General features: G+C 50.3%; 15 protein-coding genes. 4 read left to right on the top strand and 11 right to left on the bottom strand.

The window, feature by feature from the left end:
• The first annotated feature begins 219 nt into the window (after positions 1-219).
• Both GK091_RS03235 and GK091_RS03230 read left to right on the top strand, forming a co-directional pair.
• Positions 220-885 (top strand): hypothetical protein, encoded by a 666-nt coding sequence (locus GK091_RS03235; protein WP_164035176.1) that lies wholly within the window; start codon positions 220-222, stop codon positions 883-885.
• A 338-nt stretch (positions 886-1,223) separates the two neighbouring features.
• The gene (locus GK091_RS03230; RefSeq protein ID WP_164035175.1) at positions 1,224-1,904 is read left to right on the top strand and encodes a hypothetical protein; all 681 of its coding nucleotides are present in this window, start codon (positions 1,224-1,226) and stop codon (positions 1,902-1,904) included.
• Positions 1,905-1,911: 7 nt separating this feature from the next.
• Here the strand turns inward: GK091_RS03230 and GK091_RS03225 are convergent, their stop codons facing one another.
• The 9 genes from GK091_RS03225 to GK091_RS03185 form a co-directional block, all read right to left on the bottom strand.
• Positions 1,912-2,106 carry a ribbon-helix-helix domain-containing protein gene (locus GK091_RS03225; RefSeq protein WP_164035174.1) on the bottom strand — a complete coding sequence of 65 codons (195 nt, stop codon included), beginning with the start codon at positions 2,104-2,106 and terminating at the stop codon, positions 1,912-1,914.
• Positions 2,107-2,191: 85 nt separating this feature from the next.
• Positions 2,192-3,055 carry an SPFH domain-containing protein gene (locus GK091_RS03220; RefSeq protein WP_164035173.1) on the bottom strand — a complete coding sequence of 288 codons (864 nt, stop codon included), beginning with the start codon at positions 3,053-3,055 and terminating at the stop codon, positions 2,192-2,194.
• A gap of 310 nt (positions 3,056-3,365) precedes the next feature.
• Positions 3,366-4,850, bottom strand: a complete 1,485-nt coding sequence (locus GK091_RS03215) for a carboxypeptidase-like regulatory domain-containing protein (RefSeq protein WP_164035172.1) — start codon at positions 4,848-4,850, stop codon at positions 3,366-3,368.
• Positions 4,851-4,902: 52 nt separating this feature from the next.
• Positions 4,903-6,297 carry a CsgG/HfaB family protein gene (locus tag GK091_RS03210; RefSeq protein WP_164035171.1) on the bottom strand — a complete coding sequence of 465 codons (1,395 nt, stop codon included), beginning with the start codon at positions 6,295-6,297 and terminating at the stop codon, positions 4,903-4,905.
• Positions 6,298-6,338: 41 nt separating this feature from the next.
• Positions 6,339-6,758, bottom strand: a complete 420-nt coding sequence (locus tag GK091_RS03205) for a curli production assembly/transport component CsgF (protein ID WP_164035170.1) — start codon at positions 6,756-6,758, stop codon at positions 6,339-6,341.
• A gap of 93 nt (positions 6,759-6,851) precedes the next feature.
• Positions 6,852-7,385, bottom strand: coding sequence for a hypothetical protein (locus GK091_RS03200; protein ID WP_164035169.1), 534 nt, complete (start codon positions 7,383-7,385; stop codon positions 6,852-6,854).
• A gap of 6 nt (positions 7,386-7,391) precedes the next feature.
• Complete coding sequence (locus tag GK091_RS03195) at positions 7,392-7,874, bottom strand: hypothetical protein (RefSeq protein ID WP_164035168.1); 483 nt, start codon at positions 7,872-7,874, stop codon at positions 7,392-7,394.
• Positions 7,875-7,963: 89 nt separating this feature from the next.
• Positions 7,964-8,902: a hypothetical protein gene (locus GK091_RS03190; RefSeq protein WP_164035167.1), complete on the bottom strand. Its 939-nt coding sequence runs from the start codon at positions 8,900-8,902 to the stop codon at positions 7,964-7,966.
• A gap of 46 nt (positions 8,903-8,948) precedes the next feature.
• Entirely contained in the window at positions 8,949-9,350 is a 402-nt protein-coding gene (locus tag GK091_RS03185; protein ID WP_164035166.1) for a hypothetical protein, read from the bottom strand.
• Between the two features lie 332 nt (positions 9,351-9,682).
• On the opposite strand from GK091_RS03185, the gene GK091_RS03180 reads away from it, so the two are divergent.
• Positions 9,683-10,471, top strand: a complete 789-nt coding sequence (locus GK091_RS03180; RefSeq protein ID WP_164035165.1) for a LytR/AlgR family response regulator transcription factor — start codon at positions 9,683-9,685, stop codon at positions 10,469-10,471.
• Positions 10,472-10,566: 95 nt separating this feature from the next.
• Here the strand turns inward: GK091_RS03180 and GK091_RS03175 are convergent, their stop codons facing one another.
• Together GK091_RS03175 and GK091_RS03170 are read right to left on the bottom strand one after the other, a co-directional pair.
• Positions 10,567-11,358 carry an MBL fold metallo-hydrolase gene (locus GK091_RS03175; protein WP_164035164.1) on the bottom strand — a complete coding sequence of 264 codons (792 nt, stop codon included), beginning with the start codon at positions 11,356-11,358 and terminating at the stop codon, positions 10,567-10,569.
• Between the two features lie 174 nt (positions 11,359-11,532).
• Complete coding sequence (locus GK091_RS03170; RefSeq protein ID WP_164035163.1) at positions 11,533-12,369, bottom strand: alpha/beta hydrolase; 837 nt, start codon at positions 12,367-12,369, stop codon at positions 11,533-11,535.
• A gap of 238 nt (positions 12,370-12,607) precedes the next feature.
• On the opposite strand from GK091_RS03170, the gene lysS reads away from it, so the two are divergent.
• Complete coding sequence (gene lysS, locus GK091_RS03165) at positions 12,608-14,377, top strand: lysine--tRNA ligase (protein ID WP_164040531.1); 1,770 nt, start codon at positions 12,608-12,610, stop codon at positions 14,375-14,377.
• The last annotated feature ends 55 nt before the right edge of the window (positions 14,378-14,432 follow it).

The raw sequence follows: 14,432 nt of genomic DNA, 5'->3' as shown, positions 1-14,432 counted from the left end.
GACTTATTGCAAAATATCCTTCTTCGGTAAAGCTATGCGCCCATAAAATAATGCGTCTACTTGTGAATGAGCAAATCTAATTTTGCGTAAATAATGCAACTAAATACTCAATTAATACCACTTAATAAGTATTGCTAGTTAATCCCTTCCGATACGCCCAATTTCCTGTTCAACAAGGGCTTAATCGCCGAATTGGCCTGATTTACAGGGATAGACGTTATGGGAAAGTCTTTACTAGTATCAATACTGTTGCTAAGCTTTGTGGGAGGCAAAGGGCTGGCTAAACCGATATGGAGTCATGGCGAATTATCGTTGACGAACGGTACCGTGCTGGCCGGTGACCTGAGTTATAACTGGAAAGCCGAGATTGTGCAGTACCGGGAAGGCAATATAATAAAGGCGTTCTCTGCCTTTCAGGTTAGCGGGTTCAAGTATTTCGACGCTACGCTGAATACACTCCGTACATTCAAAACGGTCGATTATCCGGTGAAGGAAAATTTCAATCGATCGCTTTTTCTCGAGCAGATCGGCATCGGACCAATGATGATCTACCGGCGGCTTCGTCATGCGCGCGACCCGATCAAAATTGGCAACCCCAGCGCATCAGCGGTAGATGATATGATGCTGAAACGGGTCGATAACTTCACGTATTACGTTTTCGAAGGGGATCGCATGACCAATCTGACTGATTTCGATACCGAACTCTGGCCCCGAATGCAACAGGAGTTCTCCGATGAACTGGCGCACTACTCCGGAACACTGCACATGGATTTAAACAGTACGTTTGCCCGACTATTACTGATCACCCAATACAACCAGTTGAAAGTACGTGCTACGCATGTTACCTCACTGAAAGTCCCTACCGAATCGGTCAGTCTTTACTAGAATTTCAGCATATAATGCAAAAAAGGCACCTTCTAATTGGGTGCCTTTTTTGCATTATATCAAGTAATTAAGAATACGGCAAAAAAATCTGGTACCACAGGATAACTGTTGATACACGATTCGTTGTAAGCAAAAAATAAAATAATGCTACACCTCCCCTCTTTTCATTAATCCGTTCTATTCTATCTACACATAATTAAACAGAAGCAAATAGGACAATTTTTCCGCTGATAACTAGATACTTACCGCTTCGTTAACTTGCTGTAAGAGTTGATACAGTTCCCCGAATAGACACTGTATGGCTCGCAGGCATTTTATTCAATCAATCAGCAGCGGTCATGAAAAACAGATACCTAATCTTACCTACGGCATTACTTATTCTTTTCTTATCGATAGCTTCGGCTTCTGCGTTACCAACAACCAGTTGGCACAGTGGCCAATTGACCTTTTCCAACAAGGAAATTGTATACGGGGATTTATCCTATAACTGGTCAACTGAAACCGTTTTACTCCGCCAGCCCAACGGACGTGTTTGTGCTTTTTCGGCCAGCCAGGTTGAGCAGTTTGGGTGGTTCGATACCAAGCTGGACAAACAACGCAGCTTCATCGCCTTGTCAGACCAAGTTGACCCCCGTGACAAACGAGGTTTCTATGAAATTTATATGGACGGGCCACTGGCCGTAGTGCGCAAAATACGTCGGCCACGTGGACTGTTCAAACGGTCTTTTAGTCATCCGGCCTACTACAATGACCAGCCACAACTTGCTCAGAATACGGACCTGTTCTGCTATTTCGTCTACGATGCCGGTCGGTTGCGGGCGTTTGACCGATTCTACCTGGATATCTACGAGCCCCTGATGACTGCCTATGCGCAGAAAATACAACAGTACGTCGATACGCATAACATTAACGAGCGCAGCCTACTCGGACGGCTGGTTGTGGTCGATCATTACAATTTTCTGGTACAGCAAGATCCCGAAACAGCTTCGGTCAAAGCAGCCAGCAACGCGCAGGAATAACCCCCGTTCATGTGTCGGCAGGCGGTTCAGGCTCATTGTCCGCTACGTCTTTGGTCCGTTTTTTCCGTTTCCGAAGCGCATCATTCAGCAGGTACTCGATCTGTCCGTTCACGCTCCGAAACTCCTCCTGCGCCCACCCTTCAAGTTCCTTCAACGTCTCGGGCTGAATCCGTAACACAAACGCTTTTTTTTCTCCAGCCATAAATCAATGGGGACGATAGCCATGCATCCGTAAGCCGGTACTGTAAACATCATTTGTTCACAGTACCGACTTACGGATGAATTATTTATTGATACAGGGTTCCGGTGTTAACGATCGGACTAACTGATTTTTCACCACACAGGACAACCAGCAGATTGCTCACCATCGCAGCTTTACGCTCTTCATCCAGATGAACAACGCCTTTTTCGGCCAGCCGGTTTAGCGCCATTTCGACCATGCCGACGGCCCCTTCAACAATCTGTTTTCTGGCCGACACAACGGCCGTAGCCTGTTGACGTTGTAACATTGCTCCCGCAATTTCGGGCGAATAAGCCAGGTGGCTGATACGCGCTTCCATCACCCGAACGCCCGCCTGACTCAACCTTTCATCCAGTTCCTGTTCCAGAAATTTGTTGATCAGGCCCGTGTTGTCGCGCAAGGTAACCGTTTCGTGTTCGTCCTCGATGTTGTCGTAAGCGTGGGAACTCGCCAGAAACCGAACGGCGGCTTCGGATTGAATCTGCACAAAATTGACGTAGTTATCGACGTCGAACAAAGCTCTGGCGGTATCGGATACTTGCCAGACAACAACGGCCGCAATTTCGATCGGATTACCCATTTTATCATTCACCTTCAGCATCTGCCCATTCAGGTTACGGGCGCGCAGGCTGATCTTCTGTTTACTGTACAAGGGGTTTACCCATTGCAGACCCGTCTGTTTAATGGTTCCGACGTAATCACCAAAGAAAGTAGCAGCCAATCCTTCGTTCGGGTAGATGACCATGATGCCTTTCAAAATGAAGATACCGACTGCTGCCAGTACCAATGCGGGTATCGGTCCGTAGTCCCGAACAAACATGAACAGTGTGAGTGCGGCCAAGGCCAGACACAGCAGGCCAACCAGCAAAAACAAATAACCAGAAGCAGACGTAAGCTTTTTCTCTTGCATTGTCGTAAAGTCTAGAGCCAAATATTGATATCATTTTGATGTCACAATAATAGTATAGATCGCCTGATTCCGTACGAACTTTTAGACGAACGGTCTATTTTTGCCACAAGGCCAACAAAAAGCGGGCTGGTCGTAAGATGCCCATCAATGTGATGTGGGTTGTCTTATGACCAGCCGGCAAAATCTCGTTCTCCGGGCATGCTTTCCAGCTAAACGGTACTAGATACGCCATATCTTGAAGATGTGGCGTATCTAGTACCGTTTAGCTGGAAAACCATCCATTTGGGTCATTGGGTGAAAGCAGTTCGGGTTATTTTCGATAAGTGGGCATTTCGGCCTGATTCGCGATCAGCGTCCGGTTTTGGCCGCTGGTATCCATCGTATAGACGCCGTGCTGATTCTCATTCGCATTGTCGGCATTGGTAAAGATAATTTTAGCGCCGTTAAGCGAAAAACGCGGCTCAAGATCGTTTGTGCCGGTCGGTTTACTGCTTCCCGATACATCGACGACAGTCCCCGTTCCAAGTACGAGTCGATAAATGTGCGCATTGAGCTGACGGCCCTGCTCATTCTTGAATTCGCTGACATCATAGCTGAATAGAATCTCTTTTCCGTCAATTGAGAAGATCGGATTACTCAGTCGGCCTGGCTTGTCGTAGAGTACACTAACCGAATCGACCCGCGAACTGACCAGTACAAGCTTATTATCATATGGATCGCTGCTCGACGATCGGGCCACCATCTGGTTACCTTGCTCCGCCCAGTCGCAGCCCGAAAAAAACTGACCCGATGCCAACTTGGAGACGACACGAAGACCAGTACCGTTCGTTAGTACCGCATACAGTTTATTGTTACTTGGATAGAGGAGTTGCGTACCATCCGGCGACCAGCAAAAGGACAGATCGGCGGGAACGATACCCGCCATCGGGACTGTCGTAACCTGCCGCAGATTACTTCCATCCCGGTTCATGACGAACAGGTGCAGGTTCGTATTTATGTTCGATATGAACGCGATTTCCCGACTATTCGGACTAACCACTGGCCGCCAGTTGCTCCCCTGCGTTGTCAGTTGAATTTCGGACCCTGCTCCGCTGGACGTGAATAGCTGTAACCGACCACTCACGCGTTTGGCGTACACATACGTAAACTCAGGAAAAGGCCGGGTGCGGAACGAGAAGATATCGCTCTTCACGGCATTGGCCCCGTCCTTGACCGTTACCTGCCAGTAGTAAACGGCGTTGTAAGCCAGATTTTTTACCTGAAGGGTATCGGATTTCTGGTCCAGTGATGTCAGCACAGGAGCGACCACACCATCCTGATACACCATAACATCATACGTTAGTGAATCACGGTCAGGATCGGTCGCTTTCCAGCGTAACGTCAGGGAGGTCTGGAGCGTATCGGATCCAGCCTTGGGTGCAACGAGTACAGGCGCAGTAGACGGTTTGTTCTGACTCTTATCGGTCCGTAATAACAGGGTTATAGCCGTCAATCCCTGCTCACTCACCTCAATAGCGGCAAACTCACTGAGGTAGCCCGCCAGCGTCGTTTGCAGCGTGTACTTGCCCGTCTGCACACTATCGAACCGAAAGTTTCCTAGTGAATCGGTTTCAACACTACGGCTTGTCGGGCTAAGCCGCACCAGCACACGAGTGGCCGGCTTTCGGGTGTCACTGATCAATACCTGTCCGCGAATGGAGCTGTAACTATTCGGCTCTATGTATAAATCTTCATTGCAGCTCCAGGTTGTCACTAAGAGTGCGCCAACCAGTATACGTAAAATCAGGTTGTTCATTGTCGGTCAAAGTTGGGGTTGGTGTGGTACTAACAGGGGTAGGCTGGTGCGTTCAACGGCGGCTGAAATGACCAAGAATCAGAACCAGACCGGCATTGGCCCGGACGTAATAATCGTTACGGGTGCCAGCGGCCAGACCATCGAGCACATCCGTCAACGGCTGGTGATATTCGAACGTCCCGCGCAAACCCAGGATACCCGAAAGTCGGTATTCGAGACCACCACCTCCGCTAACAGTGACATATTTCTGGTTGGCCGGCTCCAGCTGTAAAGCCCGTTTTCGAATGGTATAACCAGCGCCCACGTACATCAACGGCGTGAATCGCTGATTGGGCAGGGCCCGATACACTAGGTTACCCGTGAACTCATTCAGATCGATGTTCAGAAAGTGGCGCGTGGCCAGCGTACCGGTAGCCACATTCGCCTGAATGGCCAAGTGAGGAATCACGTACAGTTCCAGTGAAGCACCATACCCGAATTTATTCTGCGGAACCGCGTAATCACCCTGATAACGCCAAACCGACCCGTAGCCCTGCGCCACAATTCGGGGAGCCGCCATCTGCTCACGCGCCCCGAACACATCCGTCTGCCTCATTTCAGACCGTTCCTCTTCGTAGGCTCTCAACTGATTATCGATCAGCGCAACCGATTTTGGCGACGCAGCCCATAAGCTGTCGCGAACTCCTTCGAGCACCATCGAATGAACGGCTTTTTCAATGGCTTCCGTCACCGCAAGGTGAGCCGGTTCGGTGGTGGTAAAGCCCGTTTCGGCTTCGAGCAGGCGTTTGAAATTGACGAATCGAAACACCCCGCCATCCACCGACTGCGACAGAATGGTTTTTGACGTGTAAATCGTTTTAAGAATCTTCCCGGTTTTGGTGGCCACAGCCCGCAGGTAGACCGTAACCCGGTCCTGCCGGTATTGCGTCGAACCGCCCGTACCGAAATAGCGCAGTCCAGCCCCACCGGTAATAATGTTCGCATCGTACGAAACGACTCCTCCTTCCATAATCAGTCCGGCAAACAAGAGCGGGGGCAGGTTGCTGTCTTCACTTTTAAATTGCGCCATGCTCGACCGGATGATTTTCCGTTCGTTCAGCAGGTTGCTTACGTTCTCGCGTTCGACGGGGACAAACCAGCCGCTTTCTTCCAGCGCTTTCATCAGAATGTTGGTGGTTCCCTGCGTAACGGCGGTTGAAAAGTTAGACCCGGTTTCGGTGAGCTTGTACTGGCCCGTCAAATCCCGGAATTTATACACAGCCGCATAAATTTTCTCTTTCGGTTCAGGCAGCGTCCGCAACGAGCCGGTAGCCGCCGTTTCTTCACCCAACCGGGCTGAGCGGACACCTTTGGGCTGATGCATGTAAGCGCTGCAACCCAGTAATAAGCAGCAACAGATGGCAGGGGCCAGCACAAAGGCCGCCCTTTTCAAGAATTCAGTTAGCATGGATAAGGTCGATTTAGGTAATTAGACTGACGGATAGGTCATCAGAAATAGGGCACCGTAATGGTCGTTTGCCCACCTTTACCGTCGGTAATCTGGATATTTATTCCATCCGTACCGTTGGCAACAACTACCTGCAAATCGCCGAATTGAAAGGTTCCCTCTTTCAGACCCTGCTCACCAAACTGGCTGGTGAACAGATTGCGGGACAGCTGACTGAGGAGTTGATTTTGAAGGGTCTGCGAAAAATTGGTCAGCGCATTCGTCTGCGCACCCGACGAAGACGTTGTTTTGGGGGCGGTCGGGTCTTTTAATTTGTCCTGCGCCTGCGCCGAGCTAAGCATCCAGGCATAGTTGAAGGTGTTACCACCAAACGCTGGATTGTTCGGATGATAGACCAGCGATTGCGCCCTCCCGGCCAGGCCCATAAGCACCAACAAACCGACAAGTAATAGTCGTTTCATGAGATGAAGTTTCCGTTGACTGTGGTGTGAATTGTAGTACGCGTAATCCCCTATTCGACTCTACCAGCGTTACCTAAAGTCCGGCATTGCCGATCATTTTATTCCTGTTCCACGCTGGTCTTCGTTACCGAGCTGCGTGGTTACGGTCTGTATATCCGCAAAATAGACCCGGACAATATCGACGGCATTGGCGGCCAGCTCATTGATCACATCGCGACGGGAAGGCACGAATTGCTGCCAAAGTAGCTCATTATCAACACTGACCGACACTATGTTCGCCAATAGATTACCGGCAGACGGCAATTCTTCAATCGTAACGACAAACTCATTCAGGTTGAAAACCGTCGACGACCGGGAACCGGCCTGCGTTGAATCACCGAATACGTTTACGGGTAGACTCAGTGGCGAACTGCTCCACTGCTGGTAGAACGATTCGTAAAAATCCCGTCCTATTTTCGTGCGGGTAATGTCCAGCACGATACTCGACGGGCCATTCTCGTCCATCATTCCCTCCACGAGCGAGTCCTCGGTCATTAGTTCCGTCAACTCGTCGGGCAGCCCCTGGGCACAGACCGACACAGTCGTTAGCCATAAGGCGATCAATAAAAAAATCAGGTGTGTTTGCACTACCGTTCAGAAATAACCCGTGGTCAGAATCACCTTCATGCCGCCCGTCTGTTCGATACGCATGGGCACACCAACGGAAAGGCCGCCCTCCCGGATCAACTGGTTACCATCGCCCCGCTGAATGAGTTGAACATCAACGTTATTCGATCGTACATTGGGCATGTCCAGTACATTCCGATTGCCGATCTGGTCAACCATGTATCGATTATCGTTCCCGGTCAGGTTCAGTTCGAGCTGATTCTGATTGCCCGTCTGCCGCAGTAGCATCACGTTGGCGTTCCCCTGACTGCTGGTCGTCAATTTATTGTCATTACCAGCCTGATCGATCAGCACGGTTGACCCGGCCGATACCGACCGGTTACCCGCCTGAATAGCCTGCTGAACCTGCGTGTTTGGTCCGGCACCCGTCTGCGTCCAGAACACATCCGACTGAGCCGATGCGCTCAGCGAAACATTACCTAAACACAAAGCCAGTATGAACCGTATCATTGTCGTTAGCATGGGTGTGGAATGGATAAGGATGTAGTCAAGACTCAGGCTACTCCGTAGCGCAGCAGCCTGAGTCTCCAATTAGTCCACTAGTTTGTCTGCCGCACAAATCCCATGTTGGTATTGCCGTTCTGATTGACATATAGCGTCTGACCATTACCCGTTTGCAGGGATTCGAGCCGGTTGTTGCCAACACCCATCTGACGGGCAAACGTGTCTCCTCCCGTGCCTCTCACTACGTTGTCGGAACCAAACTGGTTGATATCAGCGTAGTTGTTTCCATTGCCAGACTGCACGAGCCCGATTCGGTTCCGCACACCATCCTGATAGGTTTTCGCCTGGTTGAAATTGCCATACTGATAGATGTCTACCTTATTCTGGTCGGCAAACGTTGCCGAACCCTTCTGATCGATACGCAGTTTGTTCCCGTTTCCAGACTGATAGCCCCAGGCATAGCCCCAGTTGTCACTCTGGTAAATTTCGCCTGCGTTCGCATCGCCCAGCTGGGTCAGATAAGCGACGTGGTCATTACCGCGCTGCTTGATAACCGACGTAGTAATGTCCAAACCTATTACCTGATCAGACTGGTAGACGAGGTAGGCACGATTCCGGTTTCCTTCCTGGAGGAAATCAGCTTTCGCGGCCGTTCCATCTACACTTATCTGGCTGGACGAGATATAGTTGTTCTGTCCATACTGCCGCGAGAAGGCATACGAATTGGCGTTATCCTGCGTAAAATAAGCATTGTTATCCTGCCCTCTCTGTAACGAATTTACCTCATGGCCGTGGCCCGTCTGGGTCGAAACCGCCCCCTGATTGACCCCCTCCTGCGCTAATGTCGATTTGTTGAACGACGAGCTGGACCCATTTCCATTTTGATTGATGGTGGCGTCGTGGTTTATACCGCTCTGGTACACTTTACCATCGTTGTACAAACCAGCCTGATTCAGCGTTGCTTCATTGAACTGGGCAAATCCTGTTGCGGCAAAGGCCAGCAGAGCCGTACCGGTGACTAGTACTTTTTTCATTGTGGATAAACTTTTGGATTAAATCTGACATGAATAGAAGCGCGCATTAGTGCCGACGCTGCCGCCGTTTCGAAGAGCTGTGCCGCTGGATGACCGGCTTCTGGCCAGGAAGCAATGTCACCGTGTTGTCGTCCGTTCCTGACGATTGATTGATAACCGCCGAAGATTGACCCGCCTGCGACAGTTCGACCGAGTTGGGTCCATCACTGCGCTGGTTGATCGTCGTTTGGGTGTTTGTATCCACCCGCAGGCTAATCCGGTTTCCCTCTTGCCTGCTGTTGCTGGAATCGGTATTGTTTTGATTGAGAACAAGGCTATTACCAGTCCCGGATTGCGAAACGGTAGCGTGATTACCCGATGAGCCCTGCTGATTGATGATTGCCTGGTTTTGAGAAAATGCGACAAATGCGGATAGCACAGCCAGGCTTGAGAGAACCAACTTTTTCATGGAAGACGAGACTAAATGGTGCATCTGATAGTGTCTTTCATTAACCCTGTTCGCTGGTCTGACCAGCAAAGCGGGTGTCAGTGAAGACGAAACAAAGGTGAAGTATAAAAGAATACCATGTTCGGAAAGGGTTGTAGACAACCATCATTTGTCCTTAAAGAACATTTTATTGTATGTAATCAACATTAACTGTATAATGCACAATCGATTCCAGTTACCGTACGCTAAAAAGGGTGTGACAAGAAGTTGACATTGATGAGCACACGGCCCTACTTTACCCCCGCACTTTGCGCGCACAAACTATTGATTATCAAAATCCTACACACCACACCATGAAAACCAGCAAACGCAACGTGCTACTAATAAGCCCGGATACATCCTCAACGACGTATCTGGCACAGGTTTTAGAGGGTTCCGGGGGCTACGCCGTCAAAACGGCTACAACGGGCCGGGCGGCTGTCGGCATTCATAAGAAAACAGCATTCGATTTAGCCTTCTGCGATGTCAAGTTGAGGGGAAGCTGGAGCAGCGTAGAGACCGTACGTCAACTTCTAATGCTCAACCCAGTTTCTATTATCTATCTGACCGAGTCAGGCACTGAGCCAGAAACCTTCCCGACCACCGCCAGTCAGGTCACATACCTGCACAAGCCCGTTCGTTTTGACGATTTGTTTCACACTATCGAGGTTGTCGCTGGTGATCTGGACGAGCGCCTGAAACTATCTACTGCAACTCAGGAAGCATTAGAAACCAGTGAAGGATCGATTTTCAAAAAAAGCAGATTCAAACAGGAAGCGATATTCAGGATTGACGACAGTATTTTTATCAAAAGCAATTATCAGTTCATTAAAGTACTCCTGACCGACATTGTTTTGCTGGAAGCCAGCAACACCTACGTCTCGCTAATCACGGTGAACCGCAAGTTTGTTCTTCGGCAAACGCTCAGTTCTTTACTGGAACGACTGCGTCTGGATACACTGGTTCGTGTACACCGTTCGTTCGCTGTCAATATTCGCAGAGTTGATCTATTCTCAGAACATGAGATTAGTATCGAGCAGCATAAAGTGCCTCTGGGACGACATTTCCGGCAACAGTTTATCGACCGCTTTCAATGTTTGTGAGCTGTTCAACCCGCGAATAAATCGTTACTAAAAAACCCGCAACGTGTTCCGTTGCGGGTTTTTGGTCGGCTGTACCTTACTGTTCTTGTGTTGGCTTACGAAAGCTGAAGCACTGCCGGGTTGACACCAACTCGGTAAACGGGCGTTTCTTCGTGGCGGGATGCGACAATCAGCTCGGTAGCGTCCAGATGAGGAGCGAAGAAATCGCGGGCCAGTTCCGGAGAATTATTTTCCTTCGACAGGTGTGACAGCAGCACATGGCTCATAAAATCGGGCTTGTGCGTTTTGAATAGGTCCAGCGCCTGCCGATTGGACAGATGCCCTTTTTCTCCGCGAACCCGTCGCTTTAGGTGATGCGGATAGCGGCCATTTTCCAGCAACTCTTCGTCATAGTTCGCTTCCAGAAAAGCGGCATGGCACTGACTAAAGTGAGCGATCACGTGTTCGCAGGGCGCGCCAATATCGGTAAAAACCCCAACTCGGGTCCCCTGGTAATCAATCACAAAACTGTGCGGATCGCAAGCGTCGTGCTGCTTCGGAAACGCAGTAATGCGCAAATCGCCAATCTGGACAGGTTCATACCCACGTAACGCTTTGAGCGGAAAATCCCGTTGCGGTATTTTCGCATTGGTCAGTGTACCAGGCGTAATGTAGACGGGCAATTGATGTTTTTTAGCCAATAACGAGACACCCCGAATGTGGTCGGAATGTTCGTGCGAGATAAAAACGGCCTTTACCGTTTGCATGGACAAACCCAGGCGTAGCATTCGCCTTTCGGTCTCCCGGCAGGAGATTCCCGCGTCGATTAACACGGCTTCCCGCTCGTTGCCCACATAATAGCAGTTCCCGTTACTGCCCGAATTTAACGAGGTGATAAACAAATGCATAATAGTACAAAGAAACGGCTTTTGGGCGACATTTCTTTCGATTATTGAGGGCAAACTAGTAAGCTTTCTCCTGCCCAGCGTCAAGCACTGAAACCGTCCATCCGTATGCCGTATCTCAGAGATACGGCATACGGATGGACGACCAACCAGCGAGAACATAGCCTACAGATCAAGTTAGCGGGTCACTTCCTTTTGCCGATCGAAATACTGACGCATAAATAGCATCTGGTAGGTGACGGCATTTGTCCAGTAGGTCCAGTTGTGCCCGCCGGGGCGGGTAATGTAGTCGTGCGCCACATTGCGTTCCAGCAACTTCTCGTGGAGGTTATTATTGACACGAAAGAAAAAGTCTTCCGTTCCGCAGTCGATAATCAACGATAAGGCACCCGGTGTAAGCAGATGAAGCAGGTTGATCACCGTATTTTGTTCCCAGCGTTCCGAAAATTGCGCGTAAGTGCCAAGCCGCTTGGCCATATCCCAGTTATTGGGGAACGGTCGGATATCCACACCCCCACTCATACTACCGGCAGCCCCGAAAACGGATTGATGCCGGAAGGCCAGATACAACGCGCCGTGTCCGCCCATACTCAACCCGGTGATGGCCCTACCCGACCTGTTTTTGACCGTTTTGTAATGACTGTCGATCCACGTTACCAGTTCATCGGCAACGTACGTTTCATAGCGGAACGTAGGATCGGCCGGACTGTCGAAATACCAGCTCCCGATATTCCCGTCGGGGCAAACGATGATCATCTGGTGTTGATCGGCGGCTGTGCGGATGGCGGGCACTTTTTTTACCCAATCGCTATAGTTGCCACCGTATCCGTGAAGCAAATACAGAACCGGTAATTCCTTGTCTGTGGAATACCCATCCGGCGTCATGACAACCGCTTTGATCGATTTTTTCATGCTAGCACTGTAGGTCTCTACCGTATCGATTTTAGCCGCGAAAACAGCCTGATGAACGAAGAAAAGAATGACCAAAGTTAATAAGGTACGCAGAGAACGCATGGCAATAGAGTTTACGAATCGAGTTGCTAAATTAGGGCAGCCGGGGCATACAACGTGCACCGTTTCGGATGCGTATTGTATCGAATCCGCAAAATCGGCACTGCCAACGGAATCGGCTGGCGCTCACATTGACCATAACGTTCGATCCTATACCTGCAAACGCCAATCCTTTTCACTATTTTTGCACCCTCAACTCTTGGCCAGCCCATTGCTTTGGCTGGTCAACTTATTGATTATCATGCAACTGAGCGAACAAGAAATAAACCGCCGACAAAAACGAGAAGAACTGATCCGGATGGGTATTGACCCTTACCCAGCTCCGCTATTCGACGTAACAACAACCATTGCTGACATCCGGACGACGTTCCAGCCCGACCCAGGCGCTGAGGTGACTCCTGAAATGGACCTATCCGGCGACGAACGCTGGGGGTCGGTGCAACTGGCGGGTCGACTGATGGGCTTTCGCATTATGGGGAGCGCATCATTCGCCGAAATTCAGGACTCGACCGGTCGGCTTCAATTCTACTTCCGGCGCGACGATATTTGCCCCGGCGAGGATAAAACACAGTATAACACGGTATTTAAAAAACTGCTTGACATCGGCGATATTATTGGCGTTCGTGGTCACGTTTTCTCGACCAAAACCGGCGAATTGTCGGTCTACGTGAAGGAATTTACGGTACTGAACAAAGCCTTGCGCCCCCTGCCGGTTGTGAAGGAAGTTGTGAACGAGAACGGAGAAAAGGAAACGTATGACGCCTTCACCGACCCTGAACAACGGTACCGGCAGCGCTACGTCGATCTGATCGTTAATCCGCAGGTGCGCGATGTATTCGTCAAACGGACCAAACTCGTTAACTCGATTCGGCAGTTTCTGAGTCAGAAAGGGTATCTGGAAGTCGAAACGCCTATTCTTCAGCCGATTCACGGTGGGGCTACAGCGCGCCCGTTCAGCACGCATCACAACTCGCTCGACATGACGCTCTACATGCGGATTGCCAACGAGTTGTACTTAAAACGGCTTATCGTCGGTGGGTACGACGGGGTGTTCGAATTTGCGAAGGACTTTCGGAATGAGGGGATGGACCGGACGCACAATCCGGAATTTACGCAGGTTGAATTCTACGTTGCTTATAAAGACTATCTCTGGATGATGGATACCATCGAGGAAATGGTCGAAAAAGTAGCGCTGGACGTTGCCGGAACCACCAAAGTGACCGTTGGCTCTAACGTGATCGATTTCAAGCGCCCCTGGAAACGCCTGACCATGTTCGAAGCCATTCAGGAATATACCGGGGTCGACGTATCCGCGATGGACGAGGCTGAACTCCGGACAGTAGCCGAAAGTCGTAACATTAAGGTAGACAGCACAATGGGCAAGTCGAAACTGATCGACGAACTCTTTGGTGATGCCTGCGAACCAAACCTGATCCAGCCGACGTTCATTACCGATTACCCCGTTGAAATGTCGCCCCTGACCAAAAAGCACCGCAGCAAGCCGGGATTGGTTGAGCGGTTTGAGGCCATCTGCAACGGAAAAGAAATTGCCAATGCCTACTCGGAATTGAACGATCCCCTGGATCAGCGCGAACGCTTCGAAGAGCAGCTTCGGCTGGCCGAACGGGGTGATGAAGAAGCGATGGCGCTGGACGAGGACTTTCTGCGAGCACTCGAATACGGAATGCCACCAACCGCTGGCGTCGGTTTAGGTATCGACCGGCTGGCCATGATCATGACCAACCAGCCTTCTATTCAGGACGTATTGTTTTTCCCCCAGATGCGCCCCGAAAAGAAACTGGAACAATCGGAGGATAGTGATTTTGTGGACGCTGGCGTTCCGGCAGCCTGGATACCCGCCGTACAAAAACTTGGTTTTCTAACGGTTGAGCAACTGCGCACGGCCAATCCGAACAAGCTGTTCAATGACCTGGGTGGTGTCCGCAAAAAGCTAAAACTGGATGTGCCCATGCCCAGTCTCGCCGATGTACGTAACTGGACGGGTCAATAACGCTGTAGGGCGGGTGGGAACCTACTACAGTTGGTTGAACCATTGAACGAGCCCG

Origin of the sequence: Spirosoma agri, assembly GCF_010747415.1 — a bacterium.
GTDB lineage: Bacteria > Bacteroidota > Bacteroidia > Cytophagales > Spirosomataceae > Spirosoma > Spirosoma agri.
The sequence above is the reverse complement of the archived record's forward strand: the minus strand, read 5'-3'. Positions and strand labels throughout refer to the sequence as shown.

Excerpts from the sequence above, each read along its gene's own strand:
- GK091_RS03205 (WP_164035170.1), bottom strand. The coding sequence starts at position 6,758 with ATGAAACGACTATTACTTGTCGGTTTGTTGGTGCTTATGGGCCTGGCC.
- lysS (WP_164040531.1), top strand. The coding sequence starts at position 12,608 with ATGCAACTGAGCGAACAAGAAATAAACCGCCGACAAAAACGAGAAGAA.
- GK091_RS03235 (WP_164035176.1), top strand. The coding sequence starts at position 220 with ATGGGAAAGTCTTTACTAGTATCAATACTGTTGCTAAGCTTTGTGGGA.
- GK091_RS03195 (WP_164035168.1), bottom strand. The coding sequence starts at position 7,874 with ATGATACGGTTCATACTGGCTTTGTGTTTAGGTAATGTTTCGCTGAGC.
- GK091_RS03190 (WP_164035167.1), bottom strand. The coding sequence starts at position 8,902 with ATGAAAAAAGTACTAGTCACCGGTACGGCTCTGCTGGCCTTTGCCGCA.
- GK091_RS03175 (WP_164035164.1), bottom strand. The coding sequence starts at position 11,358 with ATGCATTTGTTTATCACCTCGTTAAATTCGGGCAGTAACGGGAACTGC.
- GK091_RS03170 (WP_164035163.1), bottom strand. The coding sequence starts at position 12,369 with ATGCGTTCTCTGCGTACCTTATTAACTTTGGTCATTCTTTTCTTCGTT.
- GK091_RS03210 (WP_164035171.1), bottom strand. The coding sequence starts at position 6,297 with ATGCTAACTGAATTCTTGAAAAGGGCGGCCTTTGTGCTGGCCCCTGCC.
- GK091_RS03220 (WP_164035173.1), bottom strand. The coding sequence starts at position 3,055 with ATGCAAGAGAAAAAGCTTACGTCTGCTTCTGGTTATTTGTTTTTGCTG.
- GK091_RS03225 (WP_164035174.1), bottom strand. The coding sequence starts at position 2,106 with ATGGCTGGAGAAAAAAAAGCGTTTGTGTTACGGATTCAGCCCGAGACG.
- GK091_RS03185 (WP_164035166.1), bottom strand. The coding sequence starts at position 9,350 with ATGAAAAAGTTGGTTCTCTCAAGCCTGGCTGTGCTATCCGCATTTGTC.
- GK091_RS03230 (WP_164035175.1), top strand. The coding sequence starts at position 1,224 with ATGAAAAACAGATACCTAATCTTACCTACGGCATTACTTATTCTTTTC.
- GK091_RS03180 (WP_164035165.1), top strand. The coding sequence starts at position 9,683 with ATGAAAACCAGCAAACGCAACGTGCTACTAATAAGCCCGGATACATCC.
- GK091_RS03215 (WP_164035172.1), bottom strand. The coding sequence starts at position 4,850 with ATGAACAACCTGATTTTACGTATACTGGTTGGCGCACTCTTAGTGACA.